This is a genomic window from Streptomyces sp. NPDC002125 (assembly GCF_053593715.1).
The window spans coordinates 43,608-58,828 of record NZ_JBSFDD010000016.1 but is presented as its reverse complement, the minus strand read 5'-3'; the positions used below and the strand labels follow the sequence as shown (position 1 = coordinate 58,828).

The following is a 15,221-nucleotide window of genomic DNA, read 5'->3' as shown; positions in this document are numbered from 1 at the left end:
CAGCGGATAGAACACCCTGATGACCACGACCCTCCGGCCGTCCGGGCCGATCCAGCAAGGCGCCGACGGCGCACAGGAACGCATGTACGACGTGTGCGACAACGGGCGGGCCGTGGGCACCGTCGGCGTCTCCACCGACCCGGCGTTCGGGCCCACGGCGGGCATACTCCACTCGCTCGCCATCGAGGAGGCGCACCGCAGGCGCGGGCGCGGCACGATCGCCGCGCTCGCCGCCGAGGAGGTGCTGCGCAGCTGGGGCTGCACCCAGGTCCGCCTGGTGGCCCCGGTGGACAACGACGCCGCCCGGGCCCTGGCCGCCGTGCTCGGCTACACCGAGCGCAGCCGGAACATGCTGAAGCCCCTCCGCCGGACCGCCCCGGCGCTGCCCGCCGGGGTCACGGGGCGTCCGATGACGGAGCAGGAGTACGCCGCGTGGGCGGCCACCAGCGTCGGGACGTACGCGCGGGAATGGATGGAGCGCGGCGTTCCGGAGGAGCAGGCCCGGCGAAAGTCCGAGCGCGACCACGCCATGAACCTGCCGGACGGCCTCGCCACCCCCGGCATGTACTTCCATGTCCTCGTCCACGACGGAGTCGTCGTCGGCTACGTCTGGGTGGCCCGGCGCGAGGGGACGGACGGCGACGACCTCGGTTACGTGTTCGACGTCGAGGTGGGCGAGGAGCACCGGGGGCGCGGATATGGCCGGGCGCTGATGCGCCTGGCGGAGGAGATCACGCTGGACGCGGGCCTCGGCCTGCTCGGCCTGCACGTCTTCGCCTCGAACACGCCCGCGCTGCGACTGTACGAGTCGCTCGGCTACGAGGTGACGCAGTACAACCTGGCCAAGGCGCTGTGACGAACGCCCGCCGGCCGCCGGGCCCCGCATCGCGGGCCGGCAGCCGGCGGGCCGCGGGCCGGTGCTCAGTCCTGGGCGGCGAGCAGCCGGTCGGCGATCTCCTCGATCCGCTCGCGGAGCCCCTCCTGGCTCTTCCCGCCGTCCAGCCGCTCGTCGCCGATCACATAGGTCGGAGTCCCGGTGACCCCGATCGCCTTGCCCTCGGCCTGGTCGGCGTCCACGATCAGCAGATGGCGGCCGTCGATCAGCGCGGTGTCGAACTCCTCGGCGTCCAGCCCCAGTTCGCCCGCGATCTCGACCAGCAGCGGCTCTCCGGTGCGGGCGAGGTCGGCGGTGCGGGCCAGGACCGCTTCGATGTACGGCCATCCCTCGCCCTGGACGACGGCCTCCTCGGCCGCCTGCGCCGCCGCGTACGCGTGCTTGTGCTTCTCCAGCGGGAAGTGGCGCAGCCGGATCTCCAGACGGTCGCCGTAGCGGGCACGCAGGGCACGGACGTCGGAGAGCGCCAGGTGGCAGTCGGGGCACTGGAGCTCGCACCAGAGGTCGAGGACGACCGGCGCTGCGGAGGGGGAATCGCTCATGGAATCAGTCTTTCAGGCGCGACCCGCGCGTCCCAATCGGGACCTGGGGAGGACGGCGGCCCTGAAATGTCCCTGATGTGGTCCGCATTCGTGGCCCCGCCGGCCACGGCCGGTGCAGGATGGAAGGGACGTTTCCCGATCGCTGGAGGCCCCGATGCTTGCCGAGACCATCTGTTCCGCGGTGTCTGCGGCCGGCCTGGGCATCGCCGCGATCACCGCGTACCGCAAGCGGTTCCTCACGGCGACCCGGATCGCCGCCTACTCGCTGGTGCCGGTGGGCCTGGTGATGACCGGTGTCGTCGAGTGGCTGTCCGGCATCGTCTTCAAGCCCAGCGTCTGGCTCGGCTTCGGTCTGCTGGGCCTGGCCTGGCTGCTCTTCATGACCACGCGCGCCGTGGAGCGCCGCTCCGGCTCGACCCGCGCGGAGCGCAAGGCCGCGCGGAACGCGGCGAAGGGAGCGGCGGTCGCCCCGGCCGCGTCGTCGCCCTCGCTGACCTCCGGCGTGGCGGCGGCCCCGCAGGCGCAGGGCGGCCAGGAGAAGAAGCGGCAGAAGGCGGCCGCGCCCGGTGACGACTTCAGCGACATCGAGGCCATCCTGAAGAAGCACGGCATCTGAGATCCGGGGGAGGCCCCCGGCCAGGGCGGCTGAGGGCCGTCGCGACGCCGAGAGCATGAATCGATTCATGCCGGAAGCCGGCGCCGAGTGGGCCGCAGGAGCCGTGCACGTCGGTATATTCGGGTTGCGCCGTTCCGATCTTGACGGTATCCCGGGGATGCGGTTAGCGTCCCAACGGGATTGAAACAATTCAATCCATGGGCGCGGTCGGGACGACGGTGCGACGGACCACGCCGGTCGTCCGTCCGCAGACCAGGAGACCCGGCGCCGACGCGCGGCGGCCGAACGCATCAGTGGGGCAGGACAAGTGGGGCGTGTGGCAGGGATCAAGGACGTTGCCCGGCAGGCCGGAGTTTCGGTGGGCACGGTCTCCAATGTGATCAACCGCCCCGAGGCGGTGCTCCCCGACACCCGCGCCCGGGTGCTCGCGGCGATCGAGGAGCTCGGATACGTACGCAGCGAGTCGGCCAGGCAGCTCAGGGCGGGCCGCAGCCGCATCATGGCCCTGCTGGTCCTGGACATGGGCAACCCGTTCTTCGTGGACATCGCCCGTGGCGCCGAGCGTGCCGCGCGGGAGGCCGGTCTCGGCGTGATGGTCTGCAACAGCGGCCAGAGCCAGGAGGAGGAGGCCGAATATCTCGGGCTCTTCGCCGAGCAGCGGGTCTGCGGAGTCCTGGTCACCCCGGCCGACGCCACCGGCGGAAACCTCGAAGCCTTCGCGCGCCACCGGATTCCCCATGTGCTGGTCGACCGGGTGGCGGGGTCCACCGAGGCCTGCGCCGTCTCCGTCGACGACGTGCGCGGCGGCATGCTCGCCGTCGGGCACCTCGTCTCGGCGGGTCACCGCTCCGTCGCCTACGTCAGCGGACCGGGCGACCTCCACCAGATCCGGGACCGCCGCGAAGGCGCCCTCGCGGCGCTCACCGAGGCCGGACTGGGCCCCGAGGCCCTGGTCGAGATCCCCTCGGATCGCCTGGACGTGGCGGCGGGCCGTGACGCCGGGGCCCGGCTGCTCGGCCTCGTGCCCCGTCCCACCGCGGTCTTCTGCGCCAACGACCTGCTCGCGCTCGGTGTCCTGCAGTCGCTGTACGCCGCGGGTGTGCGGGTGCCGCAGGACGTCGCCATCGTGGGGTACGACGACATCGAGTTCGCCGCTGCCGCCGCCGTACCGCTCACTTCGGTCCGGCAGCCCGCGGTGGTGATGGGACGGATGGCCGCGGAGCTGCTCCTGGAGGAGGCGGACGACGAGGACGGAAGCCACCGGCACCGCAGCGTGGTGCTCCAGCCGGAACTCGTCGTACGCGCCTCCAGCGCCGCCCCGCGCTGACCGTCCGGGGGCGCCGGAGGGGCGCGTCGCGCGAACAGGTGGGGGGCGTTCGGACGCGGAAGCGATTTCAGGTATCCCGGAGCGGGTGAACTCACCCTGCAAAAGGGTCTGTTGATCGCCAAGTGGGCCCGCTCTGCGTCATGATCACCACGAGATGGTGGACACCTCCCGGGGCGACGCCCCCGCATCCCCTGCCGAAGAGCCGCGTGGCTGCCTCTTCGCGCTGTCCCAGCCGCCCCTGATGATCTTCCTGACGGTGGTCGGCGGCCTGTTGCTGATGGCCGCCCTGCACGATCTATTACTGCTGTGAGGCGCCCACGGCCCCGAGGCTCCGGCCGGGGCCGGTCCTCCGGGCGGTCAGCCCGCCGCCTCGCGGCGCCGGGCGCGGTAGGCGGCGACGTGCAGCCGGTTGCCGCAGGTGCGGCTGGAGCAGTAGCGCCGGGAGCGGTTGCGCGACAGGTCGACGAAGGCGTCCCGGCAGTCCGGCGCCTCGCAGCGCCGCAGCCGCTCCTGCTCGCCCGCCACCACGATGAAGGCCAGGGCCATCCCGCAGTCGGCCGCGAGGTGGTCGGCGATGGAGGCGTCCGGCGCGAAGTAGTGGACGTGCCAGTCGTAGCCGTCGTGGTTCGTGAGCTGCGGGGTGGTGCCGGCGGCGGCCACCAGGCCGTTCACGAGGTCCGCCGCGGTGCGGGCGTCGGGCGCCGCGAATATCTCGGCGAATTTGCTCCGCACGTCGTGCACCGCGCGCAGGTCCTTCTCGCCGAGGTCGCCGACGCCGCTGATGCGGTGGCGCTCCGCGAAGCCGTAGAGCGTGGCGATGTCGGCGAGACCGTCGCCCGCGTCGCTCTCCGGCGCGGTGTTCACCAGATTGACCACCGTTTCGAGGGCGATCCGGGTGTCGTGTGGGATCAGCACGCTTTGCTCCCTGGCCTCCGGCGGGCGGGCGCCCGCCGATGCGGGCTGACTCTACTGGCTCGGCGAAGGCGTCCACGGCCCGGTGCGGGCTTGCGAGTGCTGGGGCGGCCCCTCGGGCGACCGGGGCGGCCCCGGGCCCACAAGGCGCTCCTGGCGCCCCTGCGGCGTTCCGCGGCTCCATGGGTGGGGCGGGTGACGCGGATGGTGCGGATGTGGCACCGGCCGCCCCATCCGCGTGCCCGCGTGCCCGCGTGGCCACCCTCACCCTCGCGTGGCTGCTCTCGCGCCCCCGACCGTGTGCCCGGCGACTGTGCCGGACCGTGCCCCGGCACAGCCGCCGCCCCCGAACGCGCGCCGCCCCCGAACGCGCGCCGGCGCCGCCGCCGCGGTGGGTTCCGCGGCGACGGCGCCGGTGTCAGCCCTATGAGGTTGTCCGCGCGACGCCGTCTCCCCGAGTCGGACGGCGTCCCGCAGCTCTCTGCCTGGCTCAGCTCTCGGCCAGGATGTGTGAGAGCTCCGTATCGAGGTCGAAGTGACGATGCTCGGTGCCCGGCGGAACCGCGGCGTCGGTCCTCTTCAGGAACGACTCCAGGGCCCGCGCCGGGGCTTCCAGCAGGGCTTCTCCCTCCGGGGAGCTCAGCGCGATGCAGACGACGCCTTGGCCGTGACTACGTGATGGCCAGACGCGGACGTCTCCGGTGCCGGTGGGCCTGTGCAGCCCTTCGGCAAGGAGGTCACGGGCGAAAACCCACTCGACCGTCTCCTCCGCTCCGGTGTGGAAGGTGGCGTGCACGGCATAGGGATCGGCCGTGTCATACCGCAGGCCCGCGGGTACAGGCAGTGAGGACTCGCTCGACACAACGAGGCGCAGGTGCAGCTCGCAGCTGACCGTGGTGTTCATAAGCGCCAGGGCCTTTCGCTCAGTGTGCGCTCGGGGATTCGCACGTCGGCGAAATCGACATGCCACCTACGGTGGCGTTGTAAACCCCTCTGACCTATTTGTGTCGCTTCGGGTCGCTCGTACAGCGGTGTGTAACTTTGGGTCATGCGTCCATTCCGGTGACGATCGCGGTTCCGGTAGGTTGGGCTCCATGAACGCGGAGAGTGACGAGCGGAGAGAGGTCGCCGCGACGGTGGCCGACGACTCCGCCACGGGGGACGGCAGGACGGCGGAACGCGAGCTGGGATCGCGTGCGCCGGGTTTCATTAGGGCCTCGCGAGTGCTTCATCTGAGCTGGCAGGTCGGGATCTTTGTCATCGGCCTCGCCGTGGTCGGTGCGGGCATCGTGATGCTGCCCCTGCCCGGCCCCGGGTGGCTGGTGATCTTCGGCGGCATGGCGATCTGGGCGACCGAGTTCGTCTGGGCGCAGCTCGTCCTGCGCTGGACCCGGCGCAAGGTCACCGAGGCCGCCGAGCGGGCCCTCGACCCCAAGGTCCGGCGGCGCAACATCATCCTCACCACGATCGGGCTCGTGATCATCGCGGTGCTGGTGGGGATCTACGTCTGGAAGTTCGGCATCGTGATGCCGTGGAAGATCGACCAGTGACCAGGTGATGGTTCGGAGGCCCGGCTGACATGGGGTAATGTTTGCCGTGCACCGGGGCGATTAGCTCAGTGGGAGAGCGCTTCGTTCACACCGAAGAGGTCACTGGTTCGAACCCAGTATCGCCCACCCCGGACCGATGGCCCGGAAGCTTCAGAGAAGCTTCCGGGCCATCGGCGTTTCCGCGTGCGTGGCGCGGCCCCCGAGGCCCGTTCTGTTCGGCCCGTCGTCAGGCCGCCGAATTTTCGTCCGAACCGTTGACGTGCTGGGTGTGGCTCCTTACTTTGACCCAGCAAGCGCTTTCTAAAACGATTCAATGCGAATGGATGGGGGCGAGCCATGTCTCGGAACAGCGGCATCGACCGTCGGCAGATGCTGAAGCTGGCCGGCTTCTCGGCGGCCGGTCTCGGATTGACAGCGGCCGGGTGCGGCTCGGGCGGAGGCAGTGGCTCGGGGGGCCCGGTCACCATCCGGCACGCGTGGTGGGGCGCGGACGACCGGGCGAAGAAGATCCAGCAGTGCATCACCCTCTTCGAGAAGAAGCACCCGAAGATCAAGGTGAAGACGGACTTCCAGCAGTACCCGGACTTCTGGAAGAAGTTCAACACCCAGGCGGCCGGCGGCAACCCGCCCGACGTCATCCAGAACGCCGTGACCTTCCTGCGCAAGTACGAGGCGAAGAACGTCCTCCTCGACCTCAACCCGCAGGCGAAGGCCGGCAACCTCGATCTCACCGGCTTCCGCTCCGGACTGGAGAAGTTCGCCGAGATCGACGGCAAGCTGCTCGGTGTGCCGGTCGGCAGCAACTCGATGGCCCTGGTCATCGACGAGAAGGTCTACGAGAAGGCGGGCATCACCCCCGAGATCGGCTGGACCTGGGACGACTGGTACGCCGGTCTCCAGAAGATCAAGAACGGCCAGAAGATAGCCGGCGACGCCGGGCCGCACGGGGTGATGTACCTCTACGACCTGATCCTCCGCCAGAACGGCAAGGCCTTCTTCACCGAGGACGGCATGGGCTTCGGCGAGGCCGAGCTGCTGCCGTACTGGACCGAGGCGCTGGAGCGGGTCAAGGCGGGAATCTACGCCGACCCCAAGAAGGTCGAGCAGCTCAAGCCGGCCTCCGCGACGGCCAAGGGCCTGTCCGCCGGTGAGTTCACCTGGGACAACTTCTCGGTGCGCTACAGCGCCGAGGGCAAGAGCAGCTACGGTCTCGCGCCCATCCCCAGCACCGACGGCAAGAAGACCGGCCAGTACCTCGGCTCGCTGATGCTGAGCGGCACCGCCCGCACCAAGCACCCGGCCGAGGTGGCGACCTTCATCAGCTTCATGACGCACGACCCCGAGGTCGCCCGGATCATGGGCTACGACCGCGGAGTGCCCGCGACCACCTCGCAGTTCGAGGCGTACGAGCCCGCAGACGCCCCCAGCAAGGCGATCGGCGCGTACGAGACCGCGATCGCCGAGGCGGGCGTGCTGGAGCCCATCACCCCGCACCCGGCGGGCGCCGACGTCGTCGAGGCCGCCTTCCTGCGCATCGGTGCCGACCTGGCCCTGGGCAAGACCTCGCCGAAGGACTCCGTGCAGCAGTTCTTCTCCGAGGCGAAGACCGCCCTCGCCGCGAACTGAGAGGAAAGCGGTGACTCACATCCACACCTCCCCGGGCGTGCTCGCCTCCGGGGACGACCGGCCCGCCGAGAAGCGGAGCGGTCCCGGAGGAAGCGCGCCGCCCGCCGCCCCCAAGCGGCACAACCGCGGGGAGAACCTGGCCGGCTATCTGTTCATGTCGCCCTGGATCGCGGGCTTCCTGTTCCTGATCGCCGGGCCCATGGTCTTCTCGCTGTACCTCTCGTTCACCGAGTACAACCTCTTCGAAGCGCCCCGCTGGATCGGCCTCCAGAACTTCACCGACATGTTCGCGGACCCCCGCTGGCGCCAGTCGGTCAAGGTCACCTCCTGGTACGTCCTGATCGGCACCCCGATCAAACTGGCCGCAGCACTCGCCGTCGCCATGCTGCTCGCGCAGAAGCGGTGGGGCCAGTCCTTCTACCGGGCGGCCTTCTACGCTCCCTCCCTGATCGGCGCGAGCGTCTCGGCGGCCATCGTCTGGCGCGCGCTGTTCTCGGACGACGCGCTCGTCGACCGTACGCAGAAGGTGTTCGGCATCGAGGTCGGCGGCTGGATCGGCGACCCCGCGATGATCATCTACGCGCTGATCGCCCTCACCGTCTGGCAGTTCGGCGCCCCCATGGTCATCTTCCTGGCCGGCCTCAAGCAGGTCCCGCGCGAGCTGTACGAAGCGGCCGAGGTGGACGGGGCCGGGCGCTGGAGCAGGTTCTTCCACATCACCCTGCCGATGATCTCGCCGGTGCTGTTCTTCAACGTCCTGCTGGAGACCATCCACTCCTTCCAGGTCTTCGGCTCGGCCTACATCGTCAGCAACGGCAGCTGCGGACCCGCCGACGCGACGCTCGTCTACACCTGCTACCTGTACGAACAAGGCTTCGTGAACAGCCGCATGGGCTTCGCCTCCGCCATGGGATGGCTGCTGCTCGTCGCCGTGGGCCTGGTCACCGCCGTGCTGTTCTGGTCCCAGAAGCGCTGGGTGCACTACGAGGAGGGCGGCCGATGAGTCTCCTGACAGCTGCCGTACGGCGCCGGGGGCCCGGCGCGATCGCCTGGCACCTCGGTGCGCTGGTCATCCTCGCCGTGGTCCTGTATCCGGTGGTGTGGACGGTCGGGGCCTCCTTCAAACCGAGCGCCGAGATCATCGGTGCCCTGGACCTGTTCCCGGCCGACCCCATCGGTGACAACTACACCCGGCTCACCGAGGGCATCGCCGACATCCCGATCTCGACGTTCTTCCTGAACTCGGCGTACATCGCCCTCGGTTCCGTGGTCGGCGTCGTGCTGTCCTGCTCGCTGACCGCCTACGCCTTCGCGAAGGTGCGGTTCGCCGGCCGCAACGCCATGTTCGCCATCATGATCGGCACGCTGCTGCTGCCGTACCACGTGCTGATCATTCCGCAGTACGTGATGTTCCAGAAGCTGGAGCTGATCAACACCTTCACCCCGCTGCTGATCGGCAAGTACCTGGCCACAGACGCCTTCTTCGTGTTCCTGATGGTGCAGTTCATGCGCGGCCTGCCCAAGGAGCTCGACGAGGCGGCGCGGCTGGACGGCTGCGGGCACCTGAGGACCTACTGGTCCATCGTCATGCCGCTCTGCCGGCCGGCGCTCGTCACGAGTGCGATCTTCACCTTCATCAACGCCTGGAACGACTTCATGGGCCCGCTGCTCTACCTCAACGAGCCGGACAAGTACACCGTCTCGATGGGCCTGAAGATGTTCATCGACCAGGACGCCGTGGCTGACTACGGAGGCATGATCGCCATGTCCCTGGTGGCCCTCCTGCCGGTGCTGGCCTTCTTCGTGGCCTTCCAGCGCTATCTGATCGACGGCATGGCCACCTCGGGCCTGAAGGGCTGACGCACCATGGCGACGAAGACCCGCACCCGGGCCGGGCGCACGCGCGTGATGGACCGCTTCGCCCTGTTCTCCGAATGCCTGCTCGTCGGCGTGTGGATCGCCGTCGCCGCCCTGCCGCTGTTCACCTTCCCCGCGGCGTTCGCCGCGGGGACCCGGCACCTGCGCCGCTATCTCGACGGCGAACAGGGCGGCCTGCGCGAGTTCGCCGCCGACGCCCGGTCCGCCGCCCGCGGCGGGTGGCTCGTCGGCGCGGCCGTGTGGGCCGCCGGAGCCCTGCTCTGGCTCGACCTCGCGGCCGTGCGTGCCGGGCTGCCCGGCGGCCCCCTCGTGGGCGCCGTCGGCATCCTCGCCCTGATCGGCTTCCTGGTGGCCGTGCTCCGCGCCGCCACCTGCTGGAAGCCCGGTGCCCTCTGGCGCACCCTCCTGGCCGACGCCGGCCGCGACACGGTCCGCGACCCGGCAGGTTCCCTCCTGCTGGTCTGCGGGATGGCCGTCGTCGCGCTGTCCGGCGCCATGATCCTGCCGCTGGCCGTCCCCGTCGTCGGGGCCGTCGCCGCCGCGGCCACCGCGGTGCACGCGCGCCGGCTCTCGCGCTGACCCGCGGAACACCCGTACGTCTCCTGTCCCGATCCCCCGCACGGAGAGAGGCACAACCATGTCCAGGATGCCCCGCAGAACGCTCCTGAAGGCCGCGGCAGCGGCCGGCGCGGCCGCGCAGCTCAGCTGGTCCCTCGGCACCACATCCGCCTCCGCCGCCCAGAGCGCGGAGCAGGCCGCCGAGCCGGTGGACCTGACCTGGCTGGAGTCCGGCGGCCTCGGCGCCGCACCCGGCTCCACGCTCGGCGTCCCCTGGCCCAAGGGGCAGTACGCCGAGGACCAGACGTTCGCGCTTGCCACGGAGGACGGGAAGGACGTCCCCGTGCAGACCTGGCCGATCGGCTACTGGCCGGACGGCTCGCTCAAGTGGACCGCGCACGCGGTCGGCCCGGAGGTCACCGCCAAGAAGTTCTCCCTCACCGCCGGTTCCCCGGCCGCCCCCTCCAAGAAGGTCACGGCGGCCCGCAAGGGGGGCGTCATCACCGTCTCCACCGGGGTGATCACGGCCAAGCTCGGCACCAGCGGCTCCGCCCTCGTCAAGACCGTCACCCGGGGCTCCACCGAGATCGCGCGGGACGGCCGCCTCGTCCTCGTACGCCAGGGGGAGATCGAGGACGGCGACCAGGGCAGCGAGAAGTACGAACGCTTCGAGAGCGTCGTCGAGGAGGCCGAGGTCGAGCAGGACGGACCGGTCCGCGCCGTCGTCCGCATCGACGGCAAGCACCGCAAGGGCTCGCGGTCCTGGATGCCCTTCTCCGTACGCTTCTACTTCTACGCGGGCGCCGAATCGTTCCGGATGGTGCACACCATCACCTACGACGGCACCGTGGAGCCCGGCAAGGCGAGCGGCGACTTCGTGCGGGGCCTCGGCGTGCGCTTCACCGTGCCCATGCGCGACGCGTCCTACGACCGCCACATCCGCATCGGCGGCGACGGCACCGGACTCCTGCGGGAAGCCGTCAAGGGCATCACCGGGCTGCGCCGCGACCCCGGGGCGGCCGTCCGCGAGGCGCAGTTCGCCGGCCAGAAGCTCCCCGACCCCGCCACCTGGGACCAGCGGGTCACCACCCGCCTCCAGTACATCCCCGAGTGGGGCGACTACACCCTCTCCCAGCTCTCCGCCGACGGCTTCGGCCTGCGCAAGCGCACCAAGAAGGGGCACGGCTGGATCGGCGCGGGCGGCGGCAGGCGGGCCTCGGGCTTCGGATACGTCGGCGGCCCCAGCGGCGGATTCTCCTTCGGGCTGCGCGACTTCTGGGAGAAGCACCCCGCCCAGCTCGACATCCGCGACGCGCACACCGACGCGGCCGAGGTCACCCTCTGGCTCTGGTCGCCCGAAGCCCAGCCCATGGACCTGCGCTTCTACCACGACGGCATGGGGCAGGACACCTACCCCGAGCAGGTCGAAGGCCTCAACATCACCTACGAGGACTACGAACCCGGCTTCGGCACCCCCTACGGCATCGCCAGGACCAGCGAACTCCTCTTCTGGGCCAACGAATCCACCCCGGCCCCCGAGGTGCTCGCCCAGCAGGTCGACGCCGTACGCACACCGCCCCAGCTCGCGGCCCCGCCCAAGCAGCTCGTCAAGGCGAAGGTGTTCGGCGGACTCTTCGCCGAACCCGACCGCTCCACCGCCGCGAAGTCGAAGATCGAGGACCACCTGGACTTCCTCTTCACGTACTACAAGGACCAGGTGGAGATGCGCCGTTGGTACGGCTTCTGGGACTACGGCGACATCATGCACACCTACGACCCCACCCGCCACCAGTGGTGCTACGACGTCGGCGGCTACGCCTGGGACAATTCCGAGCTCTCGCCCGACCTCTGGCTCTGGTACGCCTACATGCGCTCCGGCCGCGCCGACATCTACCGCTTCGCCGAGGCCATGACCCGGCACACCGGTGAGGTCGACGTCTACCACCTCGGCAAATGGGCCGGCCTCGGCACCCGCCACGGAGTCCAGCACTACGCCGACAGCGCCAAGCAGCAGCGCATCGCCAACACCACCTACCGGCGCATGTTCTACTTCCTCACCGCGGACGAGCGCGTCGGCGACCTCATGCACGCCAACGTCGACTCCGACGAGACCTTCCTGGCCCTCGACCCCATCCGCAAGATCCGCACCGAGCCCTACACCCCGGACCGTCACGCGCTGTCCATCGGCTTCGGCACGGACTGGAGCGGCCTCGTCTCCGCCTGGCTCACCGAGTGGGAACGACGTGGCCCCAAGTGGGAGAAGGCCAGGGACCGGGTCCTGTCGACCATGGAGACCATCGCGGCCCAGCCCAACGGCTTCGTCCAGGGCACCGGGCTGTACGACCTCGACACCGGGAAGTTCGCCATCGCCGACGCGCCCGCGGTCGGCGTCTCGCACCTGTCCGCGATGTTCGGCCTGGTCGAACTCAACGCCGAACTCATCGACATGATCGACATGCCGGCGTTCAAGGCCGCCTGGATCGACTACTGCCGCTACTTCAACGCCACCAAGGCCGAACAGGCCGCGCGCTACGGAAGCAACTTCGGCACGCTCCTGCTGTTCCAGGGCCACTCGCGCCAGGACGCCTACGCCGCCGTGCAGACGGGCGACGTCACCCTGGCCACCCGGGCTTGGAAGCAGTTCTACAGCAGCGCCGACGCCTGGGACTACAAGGAGAGCACCGACTGGAGCACCAAGAAGATCGAAGGGCCCACCGGGCCCGTACCGGGCAGTGAGGCGGCCTGGGTCAGCACCAACACCACAGCCCTGTACGGCCTGGCGGCCATTCAGAACCTCGCGCTCGTCGGCGACAAGATGCCGTAGGCCCGTCCGGACGCGAGGGCTAACGCATCCGCCCGAAGCTCTCCCGCACCCGGCGCGCGTCGCGCAGCCGCTGCTCGTACGTCGCACCGACGGCGAGCAGCAGCAGCCCGGCGAGCGCCGGGGGCACCCAGCGGGGGAGCGCGTCGAGCACCTGCACCACGTGCGGGGCGAGCTCGTGCAGCCCGTCCAGCGCCAGCACCGAACCGCCCAGCACCAGGGGCGCCTGGAGCCGCAGCCGGGCGCCCACCAGCGTGACCACCAGCGCCGCGACGCCCAGCAGCAGGGGCCGCATCCAGTGCGGATCGGCCCACGCCACGACCAGGCTCGGCACCATCGTCGTGGACAGGGCCGGACCGTACGCCACCCACGAGGACGCGGCCGGGTCCCGGCGCCGGCGCAGATACCCCACCACGAACGCGGCCACCGAGACCGGCAGCGTGTACGCCTCGGGGTCCGTCACTCCCGAGACCGCGAGCCGCACCCAGGCCGCGGCCACGAACAGAACCGCCGCCGGATACCCGGCCGCCCGGCGGCGCTCCTTCCGCAGCGCCGCGCCCGTGGCCAGCACCCCGCACAGACCCAGCACCAGGGAGAGGAACGGCGGGTCGGACACCGCCAGCACCACCGCCACCAGCGCGGCGAACGCACCCGTGAGCTCCACCGGCACCGCCACGGCGGGCACGCTCAGCCGCGCCCCCAGCAGCACGGTCGCCACCGTCACGAGCAGTACCAGCGGGGCCGTGTGCGGAGCGCTCCACCCGAGCGAGGCCCCCGCCGCCACCGCGAGTGCCGTCGCGCACAGCACCGCGCCGCAGGCCAGGACCGATCGCACGGCGGGCACCGCCGACATGGCCGCCGCACCCGCGAGGAGCACCGCCAGGGTTACGAGGGCCGCGTACGTCGCGGGCTCGGCGGCCAGCCCGAGCAACCCCGCGCTCACCGCCCCGGCCGCCGCGCACACCAGGCACAGCACCGCGAGGGCGTCCGCTCCCCGGCGCACGGCGGCCGCCAGCAGCGCCGCCACCAGCAGCAGTTCCGCGGCGACCGCCACCGCGTACGGCACATCCGCCACGGCGAGCAGCGCGAGCACGGCGCCCCAGCCCAGGACCGCGGCACCCGCTCCGGCAGCGATCCGCCACCCGTCACGGGGGACGGCCGCCGGCCACCTGACGTACAGTGCGGCGGCCAGGCCCGCGGCCAGCGCCAGCACCACGGGTGAGGAGGCCGACGCCGACCACGGCGCCGAGGGCCCCAGCGCCTCCCGGAATCCCTCCGGCGCCCGGGACCACACCCCCGCCGACAGCGAGGCCGGCCCCAGCAGCACCGCGGCCACCACCGGCATCGCCCACAGCACCGCGCCCGCGATCACGGCGGCCGACGCCGCCAGGACGCCCCGGCCCACCGGCCGGGGGACCCGCAGCCGCAGCACCACCGACAGCCCCGCCCCGCACACCAGATACACCACGACCGCCCAGCCCCACGGCAGCTCAGCGGCCGGCACACCGCCCACCGCGGCCACCGAGGCGAGACCGGCCACGACACCCCCGAGCACGGCCATCGCCTTCGGCGCGCGCCATGCCCCGGACACCGCCACCGCGGCACCGGCCAGAAGCAGGGCGCCAGGGGCCAGGGCCTCCGGGGCGCCACCCGCCGACACCGACAGCCCCAGGCCGAGCCCCAGCGCGATCAGCCCCGTCAGCAACGCACCGGCGCACGCCGTGGCCCGCACCGCGAGCCCTCGCCCCCACAGCGCCACCGCGACATCCGCGGCGGCCGTCACCATGAGCGCCCAGCCGAAGCCCGCCGCGGACGCCTCCGCGGCCCAGGCGGCGAACACCAGCGGCAGCTGCCCCGCCACCACGGCCGAGGGCAGCGGCACCCGCAACCGGCCCAGCAGCAGCCCGTACGCGGTCCACACCACCACCAGCACCGCCGACGCCACCGCCGAGAAGACCAGCCCGTCCGTGTCCGGAGCGGCCACCGAGTGCAGCGCGATCGCGTCCAGCACCGTCAGCACGAGGGCCAGGGAGGCCACCGCCTCCGCCGTCGAGGGCAGCTTGCGGCCGAGCAGCAGCGCGGGCGCCACCAGCGCGCCGGCCGTCACCGCCGCGAGCACCGCCGAACGGCCCGCGATCCCCATCTCGCCCCAGCTGAACAGGGTGAAGGCGATCGCCGCGACCGTCAGCAGCAGACCACCGAGGACCAGCAGCACGTTCTGCGTGCCGTGCGCCGGAGCCTCTCGGGCCGGAGGCGTGAACGGCGCGGCGAACGGCCGGGCGGCAGGCGTCGTGGGGCCCGGCGGGACGACGGGCGTACCCAGCACCCCGAGCAGCCAGGCGCGGCGGTTCAGCAACTGGAGCCGGCGGGCGTCCAGCCAGGCCAGTTCACGGTCGAGGAGCGCCAATTCCTCTGCGGGCGGCGGCACATGTTCCATGTACGGGAGTGTGGCGGCGGCCACATCCGGGTGCATGGGCCCGGATACTCAGATCCGCC

The 15,221-nt window shown here is 71.3% G+C and carries 14 protein-coding genes and 1 tRNA gene; 11 read left to right on the top strand and 4 right to left on the bottom strand.

Going from position 1 to position 15,221, the window contains the following annotated elements; all coding sequences use genetic code 11:
• The first annotated feature begins 19 nt into the window (after positions 1–19).
• Positions 20–856 (top strand): GNAT family N-acetyltransferase, encoded by an 837-nt coding sequence (locus ACWCQM_RS25185; RefSeq protein ID WP_450917410.1) that lies wholly within the window; start codon positions 20–22, stop codon positions 854–856.
• Positions 857–921: 65 nt separating this feature from the next.
• On the opposite strand, the gene ACWCQM_RS25180 is transcribed toward ACWCQM_RS25185, so the two are convergent.
• Positions 922–1,437 carry a DsbA family protein gene (locus ACWCQM_RS25180; protein ID WP_450917409.1) on the bottom strand — a complete coding sequence of 172 codons (516 nt, stop codon included), beginning with the start codon at positions 1,435–1,437 and terminating at the stop codon, positions 922–924.
• 154 nt (positions 1,438–1,591) lie between these two features.
• On the opposite strand from ACWCQM_RS25180, the gene ACWCQM_RS25175 reads away from it, so the two are divergent.
• From ACWCQM_RS25175 to ACWCQM_RS25165, 3 genes are all read left to right on the top strand, one after another.
• The gene (locus tag ACWCQM_RS25175) at positions 1,592–2,053 is read left to right on the top strand and encodes a hypothetical protein (protein ID WP_450917408.1); all 462 of its coding nucleotides are present in this window, start codon (positions 1,592–1,594) and stop codon (positions 2,051–2,053) included.
• A 307-nt stretch (positions 2,054–2,360) separates the two neighbouring features.
• Complete coding sequence (locus ACWCQM_RS25170; protein WP_267076769.1) at positions 2,361–3,380, top strand: LacI family DNA-binding transcriptional regulator; 1,020 nt, start codon at positions 2,361–2,363, stop codon at positions 3,378–3,380.
• A 154-nt stretch (positions 3,381–3,534) separates the two neighbouring features.
• Positions 3,535–3,690 (top strand): hypothetical protein, encoded by a 156-nt coding sequence (locus ACWCQM_RS25165; protein ID WP_198959817.1) that lies wholly within the window; start codon positions 3,535–3,537, stop codon positions 3,688–3,690.
• A 47-nt stretch (positions 3,691–3,737) separates the two neighbouring features.
• On the opposite strand, the gene ACWCQM_RS25160 is transcribed toward ACWCQM_RS25165, so the two are convergent.
• Together ACWCQM_RS25160 and ACWCQM_RS25155 are read right to left on the bottom strand one after the other, a co-directional pair.
• Positions 3,738–4,295: a CGNR zinc finger domain-containing protein gene (locus ACWCQM_RS25160; protein ID WP_450917407.1), complete on the bottom strand. Its 558-nt coding sequence runs from the start codon at positions 4,293–4,295 to the stop codon at positions 3,738–3,740.
• Between the two features lie 487 nt (positions 4,296–4,782).
• Positions 4,783–5,196, bottom strand: a complete 414-nt coding sequence (locus ACWCQM_RS25155; protein ID WP_003959770.1) for an SsgA family sporulation/cell division regulator — start codon at positions 5,194–5,196, stop codon at positions 4,783–4,785.
• A 190-nt stretch (positions 5,197–5,386) separates the two neighbouring features.
• On the opposite strand from ACWCQM_RS25155, the gene ACWCQM_RS25150 reads away from it, so the two are divergent.
• The 7 genes from ACWCQM_RS25150 to ACWCQM_RS25120 all read left to right on the top strand — a co-directional run bounded on the left by ACWCQM_RS25150 (position 5,387) and on the right by ACWCQM_RS25120 (position 12,728).
• On the top strand, positions 5,387–5,842 hold the full coding sequence (locus tag ACWCQM_RS25150; RefSeq protein ID WP_450917406.1) for a TIGR02611 family protein: 456 nt from the start codon (positions 5,387–5,389) through the stop codon (positions 5,840–5,842).
• Between the two features lie 54 nt (positions 5,843–5,896).
• Positions 5,897–5,968, top strand: a tRNA-Val gene (locus ACWCQM_RS25145).
• A 210-nt stretch (positions 5,969–6,178) separates the two neighbouring features.
• Positions 6,179–7,468 carry an ABC transporter substrate-binding protein gene (locus tag ACWCQM_RS25140; protein WP_267076772.1) on the top strand — a complete coding sequence of 430 codons (1,290 nt, stop codon included), beginning with the start codon at positions 6,179–6,181 and terminating at the stop codon, positions 7,466–7,468.
• Positions 7,469–7,478: 10 nt separating this feature from the next.
• A complete protein-coding gene (locus tag ACWCQM_RS25135) occupies positions 7,479–8,471 on the top strand; it encodes a carbohydrate ABC transporter permease (protein ID WP_450917405.1) in 993 nt (330 codons plus the stop codon).
• Positions 8,468–9,328: a carbohydrate ABC transporter permease gene (locus tag ACWCQM_RS25130; RefSeq protein ID WP_267076774.1), complete on the top strand. Its 861-nt coding sequence runs from the start codon at positions 8,468–8,470 to the stop codon at positions 9,326–9,328. The genes ACWCQM_RS25135 and ACWCQM_RS25130 overlap by 4 nt, the downstream gene beginning before the upstream one ends.
• A gap of 6 nt (positions 9,329–9,334) precedes the next feature.
• Positions 9,335–9,925 (top strand): hypothetical protein, encoded by a 591-nt coding sequence (locus tag ACWCQM_RS25125; protein ID WP_450917404.1) that lies wholly within the window; start codon positions 9,335–9,337, stop codon positions 9,923–9,925.
• Between the two features lie 58 nt (positions 9,926–9,983).
• Positions 9,984–12,728, top strand: coding sequence for an exo-rhamnogalacturonan lyase family protein (locus tag ACWCQM_RS25120; RefSeq protein ID WP_450917403.1), 2,745 nt, complete (start codon positions 9,984–9,986; stop codon positions 12,726–12,728).
• Positions 12,729–12,747: 19 nt separating this feature from the next.
• Here ACWCQM_RS25120 and ACWCQM_RS25115 read toward each other — a convergent pair whose 3' ends face one another.
• The gene (locus tag ACWCQM_RS25115; RefSeq protein WP_450917402.1) at positions 12,748–15,162 is read right to left on the bottom strand and encodes an SCO7613 C-terminal domain-containing membrane protein; all 2,415 of its coding nucleotides are present in this window, start codon (positions 15,160–15,162) and stop codon (positions 12,748–12,750) included.
• Positions 15,163–15,221 lie beyond the last annotated feature (59 nt).